Source organism: Frankia sp. BMG5.23 (assembly GCF_000685765.2).
Lineage (GTDB): Bacteria > Actinomycetota > Actinomycetes > Frankiales > Frankiaceae > Frankia > Frankia casuarinae.
Window position 1 is genome coordinate 26,726 of the sequence record NZ_JDWE01000014.1, and the last position, 14,999, is coordinate 41,724.

The following is a 14,999-nucleotide window of genomic DNA, read 5'->3' on the forward strand; positions in this document are numbered from 1 at the left end:
GGTGCCACCTCGGCTGGTAGCCGGTCCATCGCCGACGGTCCGCCCTGGGCGATCGGTTAGCATACTGAACGTCGCCTCGGGCAAGCCGCGGGCCTGGACCGACGGTGAGCGTGACGTCACCGTGCATTTCGGCGCGGTGCTGGAAAGTCTGCTGCGGGTTCACGGCCTGTTTCCTGTCGGCAGGATGACACTCCGCTGGCCGATAGCGGCTGGCTCGATGGTGGGTACTCCGCGACGATGATGCCAACCGGGGGAGGCGCGGCCGGTCGGTGCAACTACCTACCTACCTACCTACCTACCTGCCGTCGGCGGGTCCTGCCGTCGGCGGGTCCTACCGAGCGGGCAGCAGCCCGGGTCCGGTCCGTCATCCCGACATAGTGATGTTCCACGGAAAGGAGGGGAATGATCGAGGCGCAAGGGCTCACCAAGCGGTACGGACGTACGGTCGCCGTCAACGACCTGTCCTTCACGGTGCAGCCAGGCAAGGTGACCGGTTTCCTGGGGCCGAATGGTGCGGGAAAGTCCACTACAATGCGGATGATCCTGGGGCTCGACAATCCGAGCGCAGGCCAGGTCCGTATCGACGGTAAGCGATATGCCGAGCTGAAGGAACCACTCCGCCAGGTCGGAGCGCTGCTGGAAGCGAAATGGGTGCATCCCAACCGCTCCGCCCGCTCGCACCTGCGGTGGATGGCCGCGGCGAACCGAATTCCCGGGAAGCGGGTCGACGAGGTCCTGGAGATCGTCGGGCTCACCTCGGTCGCCGGCAAGCGGGCGGGTGGCTTCTCGCTCGGGATGGCACAGCGTCTCGGGATCGCGACGGCCCTGCTGGGTGACCCGCAGGTCCTTCTCTTCGACGAGCCCGTGAATGGGCTGGACCCGGAAGGAATCCTCTGGATTCGTCAGTTCATGCATCGACTTGCGGACGAGGGGCGGACGATCTTCGTCTCTAGTCATCTGCTGTCCGAGATGGCGCTGACCGCCCAGGAGCTCGTCGTCATCGGTCGCGGGCGGCTGATCGCCCAGACCAGTACCCATGCGTTCATCGACATGGCGTCCGAGTCGGCGGTCCGGGTCCGCGGGCCGGAGATGGAGCGGCTGCGTGGCGTGCTGACCGGTCAGGGCCTCGCGGTTCGAGACGTCGCCGCCGGCGACGGTGGTCCGGCGGCGTTCCTCGTGTCGAACAGCAGCACCGAGCAGGTCGGCGAGCTGGCCGGTCGGATCGGGCTCGTCCTGCACGAGCTGGCGGCGCAGCGCGGCTCGTTGGAGCAGGCGTTCATCCAACTGACCGGCGGCGAGGTGGAGTACCACGCCGGGACGCCGGGGCCTGGCGACAGCCGGTCGGCGACAGGTGCTCCGCCGGGGCCCGTGCCGGCGGGAACTGCCGCCGGTCCACTGGCCGGGACACCCCGCCAGTCGGTTGACGGTGGCGTGGATGCCGGTGGCGTGGGTGTCGGGGGCGGTTCGTCGGCCTCGGCCGAGGCGGCACGAGGAGGGACTGGACGATGACACTGCTCACCGTCGAGCGGATCAAGCTGTTCTCGACCCGCTCACCGTGGTGGTGCATGATCCTGGCGACCGCGCTCACCGTGGGGCTGACCTCGATCTTCGCGGCGGCGACCAGCGATAACGACCTCGCCGACCTCACCCCGAACGTCACCCAGTTCGCCTACAACTTCGGCCTCGTGGTGATGATGGTGATGGCCGCGCTGGCGGTCACCACCGAGTACCGCTTCAGCACGATCCGGTCCACGTTCCTCGCGGTGCCCACCCGGACGCCGGCACTGCTCGCGAAGGCCGTCGTCGTCGCCCTGCTCGCGGGGACCGTCGGCGAGCTCACCGCCTTCGCTTCCTGGGGCGTCGCCAAGCTGATCAGGCCGGATGCCCCCCTGGCCCTGGACACGGCGCAGGAGTACCGCAACGTCTTCGGTGTCGGTCTGGTCTACCTGTTCGCGGCGATCTTTGCCTTGGCTCTGGGTCTGATCATCCGGCAGTCGGCGGGCGCGATCGTGATCATGCTCGTCTACCTGTTCCTGGCGGAGAGCCTGTTGCCGGCGATCCCCCGGGTCGGTCGCCACATCCAGCACTGGCTGCCGTTTGTCAACGGCGATAACTTCATCGTCGCCGGGCAGGTGGAGCATTCCGACGGGCCGCCCGTGGTGAAGGGGATGCCCTTCGGCCCCTGGGGCTCCCTGGTGTACTTCGCCGCGATCTGCCTCGGCCTGTTCGCCATCGGGCTCGTCCTGGCCAAGCGTCGGGACGCCTGAGCCCGCCGGCGGTGCGATCTCCGTCGGCGTGAGCTCTGAAGCCGTGATCATCTGACTATCTGTGATCATCGGAATGCCTGAACTCACCGGCAGGTTGCCTTCAGGCCCGGAGCCGCGGTCCACCGGTCGTCCTGATGTGGACGCTCGGTGGACCGTAGGTCAGGCGCCCGGGCCCCACAGGTCCCGACCGGCGCGGGCCCGCTCCTGAGCCTTCATGCGAGCCTCGTGGACGTGGCGCCTCCCACCGGTGAGCCGCAGCCGGACCTGTTCGTCCACGGCAACGAAGGGGCGGTAGTAGATGTCGTCGTACTCCTCGATGATCTGGAAGGTCCACCGCCCGTCGAGGACGTTGCGTCCGTGCAGCTCCCGGCGCACATAGGCGGCCAGCTGGGGGTGGCCGGCGTCTTCCAGACCGCTAATCGCCTCCGCGAGGATCAGATCGGCCCGTCCGGAGAGTTGATGGAATTCGTAGAGCGCCCCGCGGGCCCGTTCAACCCACTCCAGCGCCTCGCTGAGCTTGCCAACCGCGTCAGCGGTCGTGTCGTCGAGGTCGGGCTGCGTGCGGTCGTCCTCTCGGCGGCCCCCGGCCGGACGATTCCCGCTCATCCGGTCAGTTCGACTGCCGTCAGCCCGACTGCCGTCAGCCCGACTGCCGTCAGCCCGACTGCCGTCGGTTTGACTGCTGTCGGTTCGACCCCGGCGGGTGTGTCTGCTCACCCTGACGGGATGCCCCGGCGGTGTCGGGTCACACCGACCTGCCGCCTCGCGCCGGGAACGACCACGACAGGCGTGCGCGCGCACGCCGGGAACGACCACGAGAACCACCGGGCCGCCTCCGTGACTCTGACGGGCAGGTATCCATTCAGGGGTGCTGGAACCTGTACCCTGAATGGATACATCCAGAGATCGAGCTGGTACAGGATCCACGAATTACCGGAGCTTCAAAAGCTCGACAATGTGAGTCTGATAAGCTCTTCAGAAATGTACGAAAAATCCACCAGTGTGGGCCGTCAGGGACTCGAACCCTGAACTCGCCGGTTAAAAGCCGGCTGCTCTGCCAATTGAGCTAACGGCCCTGCGAGAGTCATGATACCGAACTGTGTGTCCTCGGGGTGGTGGTCGGGGTGTCGGTGCGGTTTGTGGGGGTGTGGATGGGGCGTCGGCTGGTGGGGTGGGCGGGTTGTGGTGGCTCGTGGCTCGTGGCTCGTGGCTCGTGGCTGCCCGTCCGCCCCGATGGGGCGGACGGGCGGTGCCGGGTTAGTCGATCGTGGTGGTGTGTCGGGGGTACTCCTGGGGGCTGCGGGTGCGGGGGATGAGGCGGGCGGTGTTGCGGGCGATCTCGGCGGCGAGGTCGGGGAGGATGTGGGTGTAGGTGTCGGTGGTGATCATGATCGTGGAGTGGCCGAGGAGTTCTTGGACTGCTTTGAGGTCGGCGCCGGCGGCGAGGGCGAGGGTGGCGGCGAGGGCGAGGGTGGCGGCGCCGTGGCGGAGGCCGCGGATGGTGATGGGGGTAGGTCGGCTTCCTGGATGAGGGTGTGGAAGCGGTTGGTGAGGTGTTCGGGGTGGATGGGAGTGCCGTCGGGGTGGGTGAACGCGAGGCCGTTGTTCGGCCGGGTGGTTCCGGCGGCGAGCCGGTTGGCGTGTTGGCGGGTGCGGCAGGCTTTCAGGACGGCGAGGGTGTCGGGGCCGAGGGAGATGACACGGTCCCCGGCGTCGGATTTCGGCTTGGCGAGTTGGGTGGCGTAGCCGATCTGGACGAACTGCCAGCGGAGGGTGAGAGTTGCGTTGGTGAAGTCGATGTCGTCCAGGTGGACGGCGACGGATGCACCGCGTCGGAGCCCCTGGTAGGTCGCGCCGCTTCACTTGCGGACATGCGTCAGTCCGTCCCCCCGGGCTTCACGAGCCCGGCGTTCACAAGCTTCGCGAGATTGCCAGGCGGACGGGCCGCGCCCGGCTCTTTGGCCACCGCTGGAGCGGAGAGCCCCAAGACGCGACGCAGGACATCATTCGGGGTGTCGACGAAGGGCGCAGTCTGATCCTGCAGGCACTTGAAGACCTCGTCGTCGATCTCGATCCGCGGGACCATGCCTGACTCCAGGGGCCATGCCTGGCTCCAGCCTTCAAATACGGTACCACTTGAAGTCTGTGATATCTGGAGTGAGAAATTCAAGGGACGACTGCTCAGGCCGACCTTGCCGGCGACGAGGGTTCATCCTGGATGGTCACCAGGTCTGGTGAGCAAGCCGGTCGCCCGGCCACGCGACCCTGGCCACGCGACCCTGGCCACATCGAAGGGCGCGAGCTGGCTTCAGCGGTTGGCCGCGCGAACGACGTTCGGCGCATATTGTAGGTACGTACCTACCAGGGGGGTGGTCGTGGTGACCATGGTCTCATCGCGAGAGTTCAACCGTGACGTGAGCGCGGTCAAGCGGGCCGCCGCCAGCGGTCCGGTGATCATCACGGATCACGGTCGGCCGTCACACGTCCTGCTGTCGTTCGCCGACTACCAGCGGCTCACCGGAACCGCGGGCAGCCTGGGAGACGCGTTCGTTCTGGAGGAGGAGATCGACTTCGAGCCCCTACGGCCGCGGGACTCGCTGCGCGAGGTCGACCTGTGAGCTTCCTACTCGACACCAACGTCATCTCCGAGCTCCGTAAGCCCGCGAAACGCCGCGATGACCGCTTCAACGGCTGGGCCGCGAGCCTGTCACCATCGGATACCTTCCTCTCCGTCATCACCCTGCTAGAGCTGCGGGCTGGCATTGAGAACAAGCGATGGCGCGATGCCCGCCAGGCGGCCGTCCTGGACTCATGGCTCGATCAGAACGTGCTCCCGGCATACGCAGGCCGGCTGCTCGACGTCGATCAGATCGTCGCCGGCTCGGCGGCGCGACTTCACGTGCCCGACCGGCGCCCAGCCCACGATGCGCTCATCGCCGCCACGGCCCAGGTGCACAGCCTCACGCTCGTCACCCGCAACGAGGCCGACTTCGCCGCCATGGACGTCCCACTCGTCAACCCTTGGACCTCCCAGCTGTAAGCAGGTCCCGAAGCTGGGCGGCACAGAACCTCTGGCGGTAGGATCGGGCACACTCATGTCTTCGGCAGCGTGATCGGTCGCAACGGCACCACCTGAGGACCCTCCAACGGACCACGACCGAGGTGCCCTCCATAACGGCCCGAATCCGCGACATGATACTTCGCACTTCTGGGATCATCGTGGTACCTGGATCTGATAGGACGTGGTTCCCCTGACCTGGAGGCGCAGAAGTGTCCGAAACTGCCAGATGCTCGCGATCCATGATCACCATCTTTGCCAGGAGACAGGCCGAGACGCGATGAATGGCGAGCAGATCCTCACAGTGCACGAAGCTGCGCGCTCCTGGCAGCCGAACGAGAACGCTGCCGAAGCCCTGGCGCACACCGTCGAATGGCTCACCCGCTTCCAGGTCTGCACGCCCCGGGCCGAGAGGTACGCCACGCTTTCGGCCTGGGTGTACCCTCTGGCCCCGCTGCCGGAGCTGGAACTCGCTTACGACATCCACGCCTTCTTCCGGATCTACGACGACTTCACCGACGACCTTGCGGCGGACATCAGCCGCATCAACGTCATCAGCGCGGAGCTCACCGGGATTCTCTACGGGAGACCCGCGAAGTCCCTCATGGGGATGATCTTCCATGACCTGTGGGCGCGGCAGATCGTCAGCTCGCCGGACCAGTGGGTGGCTCGGGTCAGCGAGCACTGGGAATGGTACTTCAACACGCAGGCCACTTACGCGGCGATGCGGGACCGGCGGATGGACACGACGGTCGAAGAGTACTTGGAACTACGCCTGGGAAACGGCGCGGTGCCGCTGTGCCTGGTGTTCGGCGAGAAGATGAATTTCACCTATCTGGCGCCGCACATCCACCACTGTACCCAGCTGCGACTGCTGCGCAGGTTAGCCAGCGACATCATCGTGTACTGCAACGACGTCTACTCCTCGGTCCGCGACGCGAAGCGCGACGACCCGCGCAATCTGATCTCGATCATCCGAGACCAGGACGGCTGCGATTGGCAGGAGGCAAGAGCCCGTTGCGAGCAGGAGATGCGGACGCTCGACCAGTCGATACACACCACAAAGCAGCGCCTTGACACGGCCTTCGACGTGCTGCATTTCACCGACACAGAACGCGCCCAGGCCCGGATGGGTGCGAGGATCGTCGACGACTGGAACTGGGGTTACCAGGCGTGGGCGGCGGTCAACGAACTGTTGATGGACACGGATCCGCCGCGCGAGGAGATCTCTCGCATGCTGACCTCGCCGCAGGCGGTCTGACGGCGTGTCGGAAACAAAAGAGCGGCGCCCGGGAGCGATTCCCGGGCGCCACTCGGCGGTACGTCAGCCGACCGTGAACCCTTAGCGTCGACCGCGGAACATGCCGCCCAGCGAAGCCCAGAAGCCGCGGCGGGTGTCCGCTCTGGCCTGTGCGTCGGCCTCGGCCACCGCCGCCAGCGCGTCCTTCGCGGCGCTCGGCTCGACCACCGGGGCGGAGAACGCCGGGGCGGCTGGCGCAGACTGCGGGACGGGGCGGCACTGCGGGGCGAACTTGACCGGGAGCGCGTCAAGGTGCCGGGACCAGGTCGAGGCGGTCCAGGTCAGCTGCTCCTCCGGCACCGTGAGGTGCAGGTCGGGTAGCCGGTTGAGCAGCACGTCGACGCCGGTGTCGGTGATGGCGCGGGCGATCTCCTGTCCCGAGCACTCGTGCGGGCCCCGGCTGAACGCCAGGTGCGAGCGGTTGCCGTGCATCGGCGCGCCGAGATCCGGACGGATCTCCGGATCCGCGTTGCCTGCCGCGATGCCGAGCAGCAGCATGTCGCCCTCACGGATCTCCTTGTCGGCGAAATGCATGTCGTGCGTGGCGAACCGCGCCGGGCAGACCAGTAGCGGCGGATCGTCCCACAGCATCTGCTCGACCGCGTCCGGCAGCGTCATGAGCCCGCCAGCGAGCGACGCGCGGAAGCGGGGGTCGGTCAGCACCATCCGCAGCGTGTTCGAGACCAGGTTCGCCGTGGCCTCGTAGCCCAGCACGATCACGAGGCGCAGGTGGTTGAGTACCTCCTCGTCGTTCAGCCCCGAGGGGTGCTGAACGAACCAGGACGCCAGGTCGTGCGCGGGGGCCCTGCGCCGCTCCTCGGTCAGCGACCGCAGGGTGCCGATGATGTACTGGTTGTGCGCGTATGCATCCTCGCCGCCGCTGACCATGCCGACGATGGCCTCGACCAGTTTCCGGCCGTACCCCTCGCTCAGGCCGACCAGCCGGCTCAGCACGAGCATCGGAAGGTAAACGGCGAACTGGGTCACCAGGTCCGCGCGGCCGTCCTCGACAAAGCCGTCGATCAGCTGGTTCGCGTAGCGCTGGACGTGCCGCCGGGTGCCGTGCCGGTCGAACCTGGTCAGGCACTCGTTGACCGCGGCGCGCAGCCGCGCATGTTCCTCGCCATCGTAGGACACGACGTCGGGACGCCATCCGATGAGCGGGAGCAGCGGGTCGTCCGCGGCGATCCTGCCCTCGTTCCAGTCCCGCCAGAGCCGGGCGTCCCGGGTGAACCGGCTCGGGGTGCGAGCGACCTCCATGTTCTCCCGGTAGCCGAGCACCAGCCAGGCCGGGACGCCACCCTCGAGTTCCACCGGGGCGATCCCGCCGTGTTCCGCGCGGAGCTTCTCGTAGACCGCGCCGGGATCGTGCTGCGCTTCCGGGCCGTAGAGCGCGGTCCGTACGGCATCCTGCGCGAAGGCCGCGTGCGCCGGACACCCCGGCGGCGGGATCGCAGCGCCTGATTCCGCGCCTGCTTCGGGAATGGGTGTTGACACACTTACTCCGTGGCGGCCGAGGCGGCCACCGGGGCCGCGGGTTGGGTGGACAGCCAGTACAGGTAGCGCATGAGGGCCAGCAGGGTGTCCCGGCTCGAGGCCCGGCTGCGCGCGTCGCACGCGACGATCGGCACGGCGGCCGGCAGATCCAACGCGGCACGGACCTCGTCCAGCGGGTGGTTCGGGGCGTCCGGGAAGACGTTGACGGCCACGATGAACGGCACGCCGCCGTCCTCGAGCCGCCCGATGACGTCGAAGCTGGCCTCGAGCCGCCGGGTGTCGACCAGCACGACCGCGCCAAGGGCTCCCTCGAACAGGCCTGTCCACAGAAACCAGAAGCGCTGCTGTCCGGGCGTGCCGAACAGGTAGAGCACCAGTTGCTCGTTGATGGTGATCCGGCCGAAGTCCATGGCCACGGTGGTCGCATCCTTCTGCTCGACCCCGCGGACGTCGTCTACCCCGATGCTGACCTCGGTCATCGTCTCCTCGGTCGTCAGCGGTCTGATCTCGCTGACGGAGCCGACCAGGGTCGTCTTGCCGACGCCGAACCCGCCGACCACGACAATCTTGACCGCGGTGGCGGCCGAGGCGGGCAGCGCGTCCTCGCGCGCCGGTCCGACGGCCAACTCAGAGCCTCTGGAGTCCATTCATCACCGCCTTGAGCAGTTCAGGATCGCCGATTCCTTCCATGCGCACCGAGGCGCGCACCTCGACGAGCGAGTCCCTGAGCAGGTCGGAGACCAGGATGGCGACCACGCTGAACGGCAGCTTGAGGTAGGCCGAGATCTCCGCCATGGACAGGGGCCAGTAACACATGCGCAGGATGGACGCGTGTTCCGGCTGCATCTCGGGCCGGCCCGCGGCCCGCGCCACCACGAGGGTGACCAGGTCGATGTCGGCCCGGCGGCCCGAGGCGCCGCGCCCGCCGGTGAGGACGTACAGGCGCTCGGGACCGCCCTGCTCCCAGGCGCAGGACGCGTCGTTGATCGGGGACGGGGTCACCCGGCCGTCCTCTCCTCCATCCGCGGCGGACTGGTGAGATGCTCACCGATACGTGCGACCAGGTTGCGCATCTGCTGTCCCATCAACCCCGCGTCCACCCCTTCGTCGGCCAGCACCGCGAGGTATGCGCGCGCGCCGGCCGCCATGAGGTAGAAGAATCCCCCGCCCACCTCGATCACCACGAGCCGCATCCGCTTGTCCCCCTGCGGGAACTCGGCGCCGACGGCGGCGGACAGGCTCTGCAGTCCGGCGCACGCGGCCGCGAGGCGGTCGGCGGTGTCCACATCCGTGTTGTACTGGGCCATGCGCAGGCCGTCCGCGGTCAGGACGATGATATGCCGGGTGCCTGGCACGCTCTCCGCAAGGTCCTTGAGCATCCAGTCCATGCTGGGCCGCAGGTGGTCCATCGGCTACTCGCTTTCCTTACTCGACGCATCGTCAGTCAAAGCGTGCTGGGTGCTCGTGCTTTCGCCGGAGACCGCGTTCTGGAACGCGGCAAGCCACAGCCCGGGCGGCGGGGGCGGGGCGGCGGGAGCGGATGCGTTACTCGACACGGGCGGGGGCGGGGCGGCGGACTGCGGCCCGCGCGGCGCGGTCAGGCTCCGCTGGCTGCCGCTCCCGTTGAGCGGGGCGGTGACGCCGCGCCTGCGCTGCGGCAGGCCGTTGTTGTTGATCTTTATGCGCTGCGGCTCCTCCGACTCCAGGGCGATGGCGGGCATCGGCGTGTTCGGGTTCGGCCGGACCGCGGCGCCCGGGCTGGCCGCGGACAGCGGCACGGCGGTGGCCAGGTCACGTGGGATGATCAGCACGGCGCGCACGCCGCCGTACGCCGAGGGCCGCAGCGAGACCTGAAAGCGGTGGGTCTGCGCGAGCCGACCGACCACGGACAGGCCGAGGCGCGGGTTCCCGCCGAGGTCAGCGAGGTCGAGGCCCGACTTGACCTCGGCGAGCACCCGCTCGGCGCGCAGCCGGGCCTCCTCGCCGAGGCCGACGCCGCCGTCTTCGATCTCGACCGCGATCCCGGACTGCACCTCGACCGCGGTCATGTGCACGCGGGTCTGCGGCGGCGAGTACCGGGTGGCGTTGTCCAGCAGCTCGGCGAGCGCGTGGATGAGCGGTTCGACGGTGGGTCCTGAGATGGCGACCTCGACCACCGAGTGCAGTTCGACGCGTTGGTAGCCGATGATCCGGGACATCGCGCCGCGCAGCACGTTGAACAGCGGCACCGGATGCTGCCACTGCCGGCCGGGGCGGGATCCGCCGAGCACGGCGAGCGAGTCGGCGAGCCGGCCGATCAGCGCGGTGCCGTGGTCGAGGCGGAGCAGGTCGTCGAAGACATCGGGGTTCCCGCCGTGCCGCTCCTCCATCTCGCGCAGATCCTGGAACTGCTGGTGCACGATGGCCTGGACGCGACGGGCGACGTTGACGAACGCGCGCTGCGAGGAGTCGCGCAGGTCCTCTTCCGCCTTGACCGCTTCGAGGACCGAGCGGACCACGTCGTCGTGCGCCTTGATGAACGCGGCGCCGAGGGCGGGCGACTGGCTCGAGCCGGACAGCGCCTCCTCGACCGAGTCGCCGCGGTGCAGCCGACTGATCGCGGCGGGCAGCACCTCGACGGCGAGGCGGCTGGTCTCGGCCTCCTGTATCTCCAGGCGGTGCATGAGTTCCTGCTCGGTGGCGGCCTGCCGACGGCGCAGATGGACGATCTCGTGCCCGCGGCGGCGGATCTCGGCGCAGGCCAGGCCGACCGTGACCGCCGCGACGAGGCCGCACACGGCAACAGCGCGCCGGGCGTGCGGGGCGACGAGAAGGATGGCGGCCACTGTACAGAGTGCGGTCAGGGCTGCCGCTACCAGAGCACTGTAGACGACGGAGAAGTCGCCTTCCGAGCCACGAGGTGACGGTCGCTTGCGCTTCATTCGCAGAACCTTGGTCTGATTGTGGGCGTGTGTCGGTGACCGACGGGGACGGGGAGAACAGTCACGGGCGCGGCCCGCGGAGAGACTCGCGCGCCGACGAGGGCCCGACGGCGATGTTCTGACTGGGCACGCGGCTACCTTGCTCAGTGTTCGCGGTTCTGATGTCTCTCCGGATAGGTCTGACGTTATATCCAGGGCTTCGGCGAGATCGCACCGCGCCGCTATCAGTGACCTTGAGTAGCCGGCCACCCTGTCTGACAGCATGAGGTAAGACAGTTCCCTGTGTCACAGCTGCATCTCGGGCTGGCTGATGGACGGGGTCAGCGTGCAGCAGGCTGCGGAGCGGGCGGGTAACAGCCCTGCCGTGATCTGGCGGACGTATGCGCGGTTGCTCGACGGAGGGGAGCAGGATGCGGTGCGTCGGCTCGCTGCCGCACGGCGGGCGGACGGCTAGAATGGGAGGCGTGAGGGCGCCTACCGGGCGTCCTTCGGCGTTTCTGTACCGTGCCTGTATCGAGCCGGAGGAAAAATGTTACGATAAGGTTAAAGTCGCAGGCTGGGAGGGCTCGCCTAGTGGCCGATGGCGGCGGTCTTGAAAACCGCTACGGGGAGTGATCCTCGTCGTGGGTTCGAATCCCACGCCCTCCGCTTTGCCAGGCTTTTTGTCGCCGGAGACAGCTGGCGACGATCAGCCTGGAACACCTGAAGATCCTTGTGGGCACGAAATGGGCACGCTGGGACGTGACCGGGGATCACAGCCACCGTCCCCGCTGCCTTCTGCCTCGCTGAGCGCAGCAGGTGGACATATAGCGTCCCTGTAATGGCTGTCGAGCGGGCCCGGCGGATGCGGGCCCGGCGGGAAATGTGGAGGGTGAGCGACGGTGTGGAGACCGTGAACCGTGACTGACCCTCCACGCTTCAGCCGCCTCACGAAGCGCACTTTGTGGGTGGGCGTGTAGGAGCGGGAATCTCTCTCCAGGAGAAGCTCGTCGCGCGGGGGCCGCAGTCGCCCGCAGGCCGAACCCTTCTGAGCGGGACTGGGCCTGCTTCGCGGGACTGGGCCTGGTCGACTCCGATCCGATGTACGGATCCTGCACCATCGGCCTCGGCGACAGGCAGGAACTGCTCATCCGGTTCCGCACCGACGGGCACGTGGCCCGCGCAGCACCATCGGGCGACTCGGAATGGAGCGGCCGGTCTCGATGAAACTGATGCGTCAGGCGGAACTGTCGGCTCGCAACGCCAGTCCGAGCTGACTGATCCGGCGTCGCTCCCGCCACCCTCGCAGCAGTGCGCCGGCACTCACGCCCGGGATCCCCTCACCGCCGGCCCTGGCGATGGCGTCCGTCCTGCGTTCGACCATAGCCAGTCTAGTGATATTACTGTGTGTCAGTAGTTATTTTTTGCCTGTCCGGCGATGTTCCAGGTGTCGCTCGGCCCGGCACGGTTGTTTCCGGCGCGGGTTCCTGCCGGCGGTCGGCCTTCGCCGATGACGACCCGTCCGGGCGGAACGCTCTGGTTCGCGAGCTCCGGAAGCGTTGCCGCAGGACAATCACCCTGAACACTCGACAGCCGGTTGCGTGACGCTTGTGCAGGTCTGCGACAGGATGGCCGGGTGCCTCCCCGTCGGTCGACATCCCCTCGCGCGATCCCGGCCGCCATCACCCCACCTCGGCGTCCACGCGCGGTTTCCGTCACACTCCGTTCCCCAGATGAACAAGCCATCCAGCAGGCGTTGCCGATCCAGGTCTCTCGTCGCCGGCAGCCCGACAAGACAGCGCATATCCCGGTCACGGCCAGTTGTGCCGGCTGCGAAGAGCGGTGGACCGATCCGGCCACGACCCATTGCGGGTCCTGCCACCAGTCCTGGCCGACGGTGCAGGGCTTCGATGAGCATCTGGTTGATTGCCCGGCTCATCCGGTGATCGCGACTCGTCGGGTCAAGCGGGAGCGTGAGCCGTCGGGCGCCAACGTGGCCTAAGTCCGTCCTCCCCCGTGACCGCGGTCTTCCTCCGCATGCGGCCGGTTTCCGCCGGACGTCTTGGTCACGGGCGATCGGCGGCCGGTAGGCGGCCGAGGTGTTTTCGAGCCGCCGTCCCGGCCGAGCCCGGATCATGACGGTGAGGCCCGGCACCGAAGGTCGGAACCACTCGGCGATTCCGTGCAACGGACCGGTGAGGCGGGCGAGAAACTGCTACGTTCCAGCGCTGGAGTACCCGTGAACGCCGCCGCACCGTGTCGATCATCCGGCCGGGAGTCCGTCCGTGCCGTGCGTCATCGGATCGCGGATCGCGGATCGCGGGCTGAGGACGGAGGAACGGATGACGGTCTGCGGATTGGTCCGGCTGGACGGGGCGGAGGTCCGGCGGGCGTCCCTGACCGCCATGCTGGCCTCATCGTCGTTTGGGCTGCCCGCCGCACGCGGTGTCCACCTCGACAGAGCATTCGGGGCGGTGACCGCCGCGGACCTGCGGGCGGACCCGACTCCGCCGATCGCGGTCGACGACGCGGGGCTCGTGGTGATCGCGGATCGTCCACCTCGCCGTCCCGAGGGAAACGAGACGGCCCGGATGCTGGCGGCCGCCTACCGCAGCGGCGGCAAGTGGGCGTTGCTCCGGTCCACCACGCGGACGGTGACGATCGTCTGGGACCCGCGGCGCGCCCAGCTGGTCCTCGTGCGACCCGCCAGTACGGCCGACGAACTGATCACCTGGTCGGACGGGCGCCTGTTTGCCTTCGGTACCGAGGCTGACCAGGTGCTGTCCGCGGAGATACTCGCTCCGCCCTCCCGGTTGGCCCGGCTCCGGCGGCTCACCGCCGGTGAGGTCCTGACGATCGCCGTGCCCGCCCGTCTCCGCCGACCCGCACCGGCGGCGCTCCGCCTGGCCGGAGTCGACTCGGACGTGTCCTGAGGCGACGTCTCCCGGCGCTCTGCGCGTGCTGCGTGGACTGCGCGTGCTACGCGGGCTTCGCGGACTTCGTGGGCCCGGTGGCCGGGCCGACCGGAGCCGCGGCGGCGGACAGCTGGCTCTCCCGCACAAGGAACGTGACCCGCCGCTCGGCGAAGAACGACAGGAACGGGATGGTGCCGGCAAGCATGATCAGGATTGTCCGGGTCGAGGACAGCCGGCAACGATTCGCCAGATCGAAGGAAGCGGCAAGGTACACCATGTACAGCACACCGTGGATCGGGCCGACGGCCGCGACGATCGTGTCGCTGCCGCCGATGTACTTCACCGGCATACCGATGCACACCAGCACGATTAGCCCTACGCCGACGATGTAGGCGATGGCCCGGTACCGCAGCAGGGACGCGCGAATCGCTGTCGCGGAGGCACGTCCTGTGGTGGCCGTACGGGTGGGGTCGGGCAATGCCGTCATCAGCGGGCTCCGTTGATGTGCTTGAGGGCGTCCCGAAGGGCGTCACGCTCGTACAGTGAGGCGAGATAGCGGTTGTAGGCGTCGAGTTCGTCGTCCTCGGCGGACTGCTCGGCGCCGCCGGTCGTCAGCATTTTGGGGCCCCTGTCGAGATCCGGTCGCCAGGGCGCCTCGGGGGCGATCCGGCCGTGGGCACCCCACCGCGGCCCGGTGGTGTCCTTGGGTGCCAGATCCTCCTTCATCATCTTCACCCACCAGTACACGACGAAGGCGGCGAAGACAGGCCACTCGACCCCGTAGAAGAGGTTTTGCAGCGATCCCTGCGGGGATTCGCCCTTCGTCAGCTGCCAGATGCCCATGCGGATGAAGAATGCGATCAAGAGGAGCGCGAGGAGATGACGCGCGATCCACGAGGGTGACAACAGCAGCCGACGCACGAGGTTGACGCTACCTCTCCCCGGCCGGTCGGCGTAGGGCGCGTGGCACCTTCCCGCGACCGGACTCACACTCGGACCGGACTCACACTCGGACCGGACTCACACTCGGACCGGGGCGCCGGGTGGCGTGGGAGAGGTCGC

General features: G+C 68.1%; 18 protein-coding genes and 2 tRNA genes. 8 read left to right on the forward strand and 12 right to left on the reverse strand.

The genetic code is table 11. From position 1 onward, the window contains the following. The first annotated feature begins 402 nt into the window (after positions 1-402). The gene (locus tag BMG523DRAFT_RS08910) at positions 403-1,509 is read left to right on the forward strand and encodes an ABC transporter ATP-binding protein (RefSeq protein WP_011438695.1); all 1,107 of its coding nucleotides are present in this window, start codon (positions 403-405) and stop codon (positions 1,507-1,509) included. After that, positions 1,506-2,267, forward strand: coding sequence for an ABC transporter permease (locus BMG523DRAFT_RS08915; RefSeq protein ID WP_011438694.1), 762 nt, complete (start codon positions 1,506-1,508; stop codon positions 2,265-2,267). The genes BMG523DRAFT_RS08910 and BMG523DRAFT_RS08915 overlap by 4 nt, the downstream gene beginning before the upstream one ends. A gap of 159 nt (positions 2,268-2,426) precedes the next feature. Here the strand turns inward: BMG523DRAFT_RS08915 and BMG523DRAFT_RS08920 are convergent, their stop codons facing one another. From BMG523DRAFT_RS08920 to BMG523DRAFT_RS08935, 4 genes are all read right to left on the reverse strand, one after another. Next, a complete protein-coding gene (locus BMG523DRAFT_RS08920) occupies positions 2,427-2,873 on the reverse strand; it encodes a hypothetical protein (protein WP_023840681.1) in 447 nt (148 codons plus the stop codon). 397 nt (positions 2,874-3,270) lie between these two features. After that, a tRNA-Lys gene (locus tag BMG523DRAFT_RS08925) sits at positions 3,271-3,343 on the reverse strand. Positions 3,344-3,524: 181 nt separating this feature from the next. After that, on the reverse strand, positions 3,525-3,656 hold the full coding sequence (locus tag BMG523DRAFT_RS26985; RefSeq protein WP_255353866.1) for a hypothetical protein: 132 nt from the start codon (positions 3,654-3,656) through the stop codon (positions 3,525-3,527). Between the two features lie 487 nt (positions 3,657-4,143). Next, a complete protein-coding gene (locus tag BMG523DRAFT_RS08935) occupies positions 4,144-4,353 on the reverse strand; it encodes a negative regulator of replication initiation SeqA (protein WP_023840683.1) in 210 nt (69 codons plus the stop codon). Between the two features lie 298 nt (positions 4,354-4,651). Here BMG523DRAFT_RS08935 and BMG523DRAFT_RS08940 point away from each other — a divergent pair, with 298 nt between their 5' ends. From BMG523DRAFT_RS08940 to BMG523DRAFT_RS08950, 3 genes are all read left to right on the forward strand, one after another. After that, positions 4,652-4,885, forward strand: coding sequence for a type II toxin-antitoxin system Phd/YefM family antitoxin (locus tag BMG523DRAFT_RS08940; protein ID WP_011438691.1), 234 nt, complete (start codon positions 4,652-4,654; stop codon positions 4,883-4,885). Next, complete coding sequence (locus tag BMG523DRAFT_RS08945; protein ID WP_011438690.1) at positions 4,882-5,307, forward strand: type II toxin-antitoxin system VapC family toxin; 426 nt, start codon at positions 4,882-4,884, stop codon at positions 5,305-5,307. Before BMG523DRAFT_RS08940 ends, BMG523DRAFT_RS08945 begins: the two co-directional genes overlap by 4 nt. Positions 5,308-5,629: 322 nt before the next feature. Continuing rightward, the gene (locus BMG523DRAFT_RS08950) at positions 5,630-6,586 is read left to right on the forward strand and encodes a terpene synthase family protein (RefSeq protein ID WP_235463004.1); all 957 of its coding nucleotides are present in this window, start codon (positions 5,630-5,632) and stop codon (positions 6,584-6,586) included. Between the two features lie 81 nt (positions 6,587-6,667). On the opposite strand, the gene BMG523DRAFT_RS08955 is transcribed toward BMG523DRAFT_RS08950, so the two are convergent. Genes BMG523DRAFT_RS08955 through BMG523DRAFT_RS08975 form a run of 5 tightly spaced genes read right to left on the reverse strand, consistent with a single transcriptional unit; the run spans position 6,668 to position 11,043 of the window. After that, positions 6,668-8,122 (reverse strand): cytochrome P450, encoded by a 1,455-nt coding sequence (locus tag BMG523DRAFT_RS08955; RefSeq protein ID WP_011438688.1) that lies wholly within the window; start codon positions 8,120-8,122, stop codon positions 6,668-6,670. Positions 8,123-8,124: 2 nt separating this feature from the next. After that, complete coding sequence (locus tag BMG523DRAFT_RS08960; RefSeq protein ID WP_011438687.1) at positions 8,125-8,769, reverse strand: ATP/GTP-binding protein; 645 nt, start codon at positions 8,767-8,769, stop codon at positions 8,125-8,127. Beyond that, on the reverse strand, positions 8,750-9,124 hold the full coding sequence (locus BMG523DRAFT_RS08965; RefSeq protein WP_011438686.1) for a DUF742 domain-containing protein: 375 nt from the start codon (positions 9,122-9,124) through the stop codon (positions 8,750-8,752). Before BMG523DRAFT_RS08965 ends, BMG523DRAFT_RS08960 begins: the two co-directional genes overlap by 20 nt. Next, complete coding sequence (locus BMG523DRAFT_RS08970; RefSeq protein ID WP_023840687.1) at positions 9,121-9,531, reverse strand: roadblock/LC7 domain-containing protein; 411 nt, start codon at positions 9,529-9,531, stop codon at positions 9,121-9,123. The genes BMG523DRAFT_RS08965 and BMG523DRAFT_RS08970 overlap by 4 nt, the downstream gene beginning before the upstream one ends. Positions 9,532-9,534: 3 nt before the next feature. Beyond that, the gene (locus tag BMG523DRAFT_RS08975) at positions 9,535-11,043 is read right to left on the reverse strand and encodes an ATP-binding protein (protein ID WP_043590875.1); all 1,509 of its coding nucleotides are present in this window, start codon (positions 11,041-11,043) and stop codon (positions 9,535-9,537) included. 325 nt (positions 11,044-11,368) lie between these two features. On the opposite strand from BMG523DRAFT_RS08975, the gene BMG523DRAFT_RS26990 reads away from it, so the two are divergent. After that, positions 11,369-11,497 (forward strand): hypothetical protein, encoded by a 129-nt coding sequence (locus tag BMG523DRAFT_RS26990; protein ID WP_255353867.1) that lies wholly within the window; start codon positions 11,369-11,371, stop codon positions 11,495-11,497. A 105-nt stretch (positions 11,498-11,602) separates the two neighbouring features. Next, a tRNA-Ser gene (locus tag BMG523DRAFT_RS08980) sits at positions 11,603-11,691 on the forward strand. 568 nt (positions 11,692-12,259) lie between these two features. On the opposite strand, the gene BMG523DRAFT_RS26355 is transcribed toward BMG523DRAFT_RS08980, so the two are convergent. After that, positions 12,260-12,406, reverse strand: a complete 147-nt coding sequence (locus BMG523DRAFT_RS26355) for a hypothetical protein (RefSeq protein ID WP_198030930.1) — start codon at positions 12,404-12,406, stop codon at positions 12,260-12,262. Positions 12,407-13,364: 958 nt separating this feature from the next. Here BMG523DRAFT_RS26355 and BMG523DRAFT_RS08985 point away from each other — a divergent pair. Then, the gene (locus BMG523DRAFT_RS08985; RefSeq protein WP_023840742.1) at positions 13,365-13,955 is read left to right on the forward strand and encodes a hypothetical protein; all 591 of its coding nucleotides are present in this window, start codon (positions 13,365-13,367) and stop codon (positions 13,953-13,955) included. 46 nt (positions 13,956-14,001) lie between these two features. On the opposite strand, the gene BMG523DRAFT_RS08990 is transcribed toward BMG523DRAFT_RS08985, so the two are convergent. Then, the gene (locus tag BMG523DRAFT_RS08990) at positions 14,002-14,364 is read right to left on the reverse strand and encodes a DUF3817 domain-containing protein (RefSeq protein WP_049761145.1); all 363 of its coding nucleotides are present in this window, start codon (positions 14,362-14,364) and stop codon (positions 14,002-14,004) included. 59 nt (positions 14,365-14,423) lie between these two features. After that, entirely contained in the window at positions 14,424-14,927 is a 504-nt protein-coding gene (locus tag BMG523DRAFT_RS08995; RefSeq protein ID WP_232234822.1) for a hypothetical protein, read from the reverse strand. Positions 14,928-14,999: the final 72 nt, after the last annotated feature.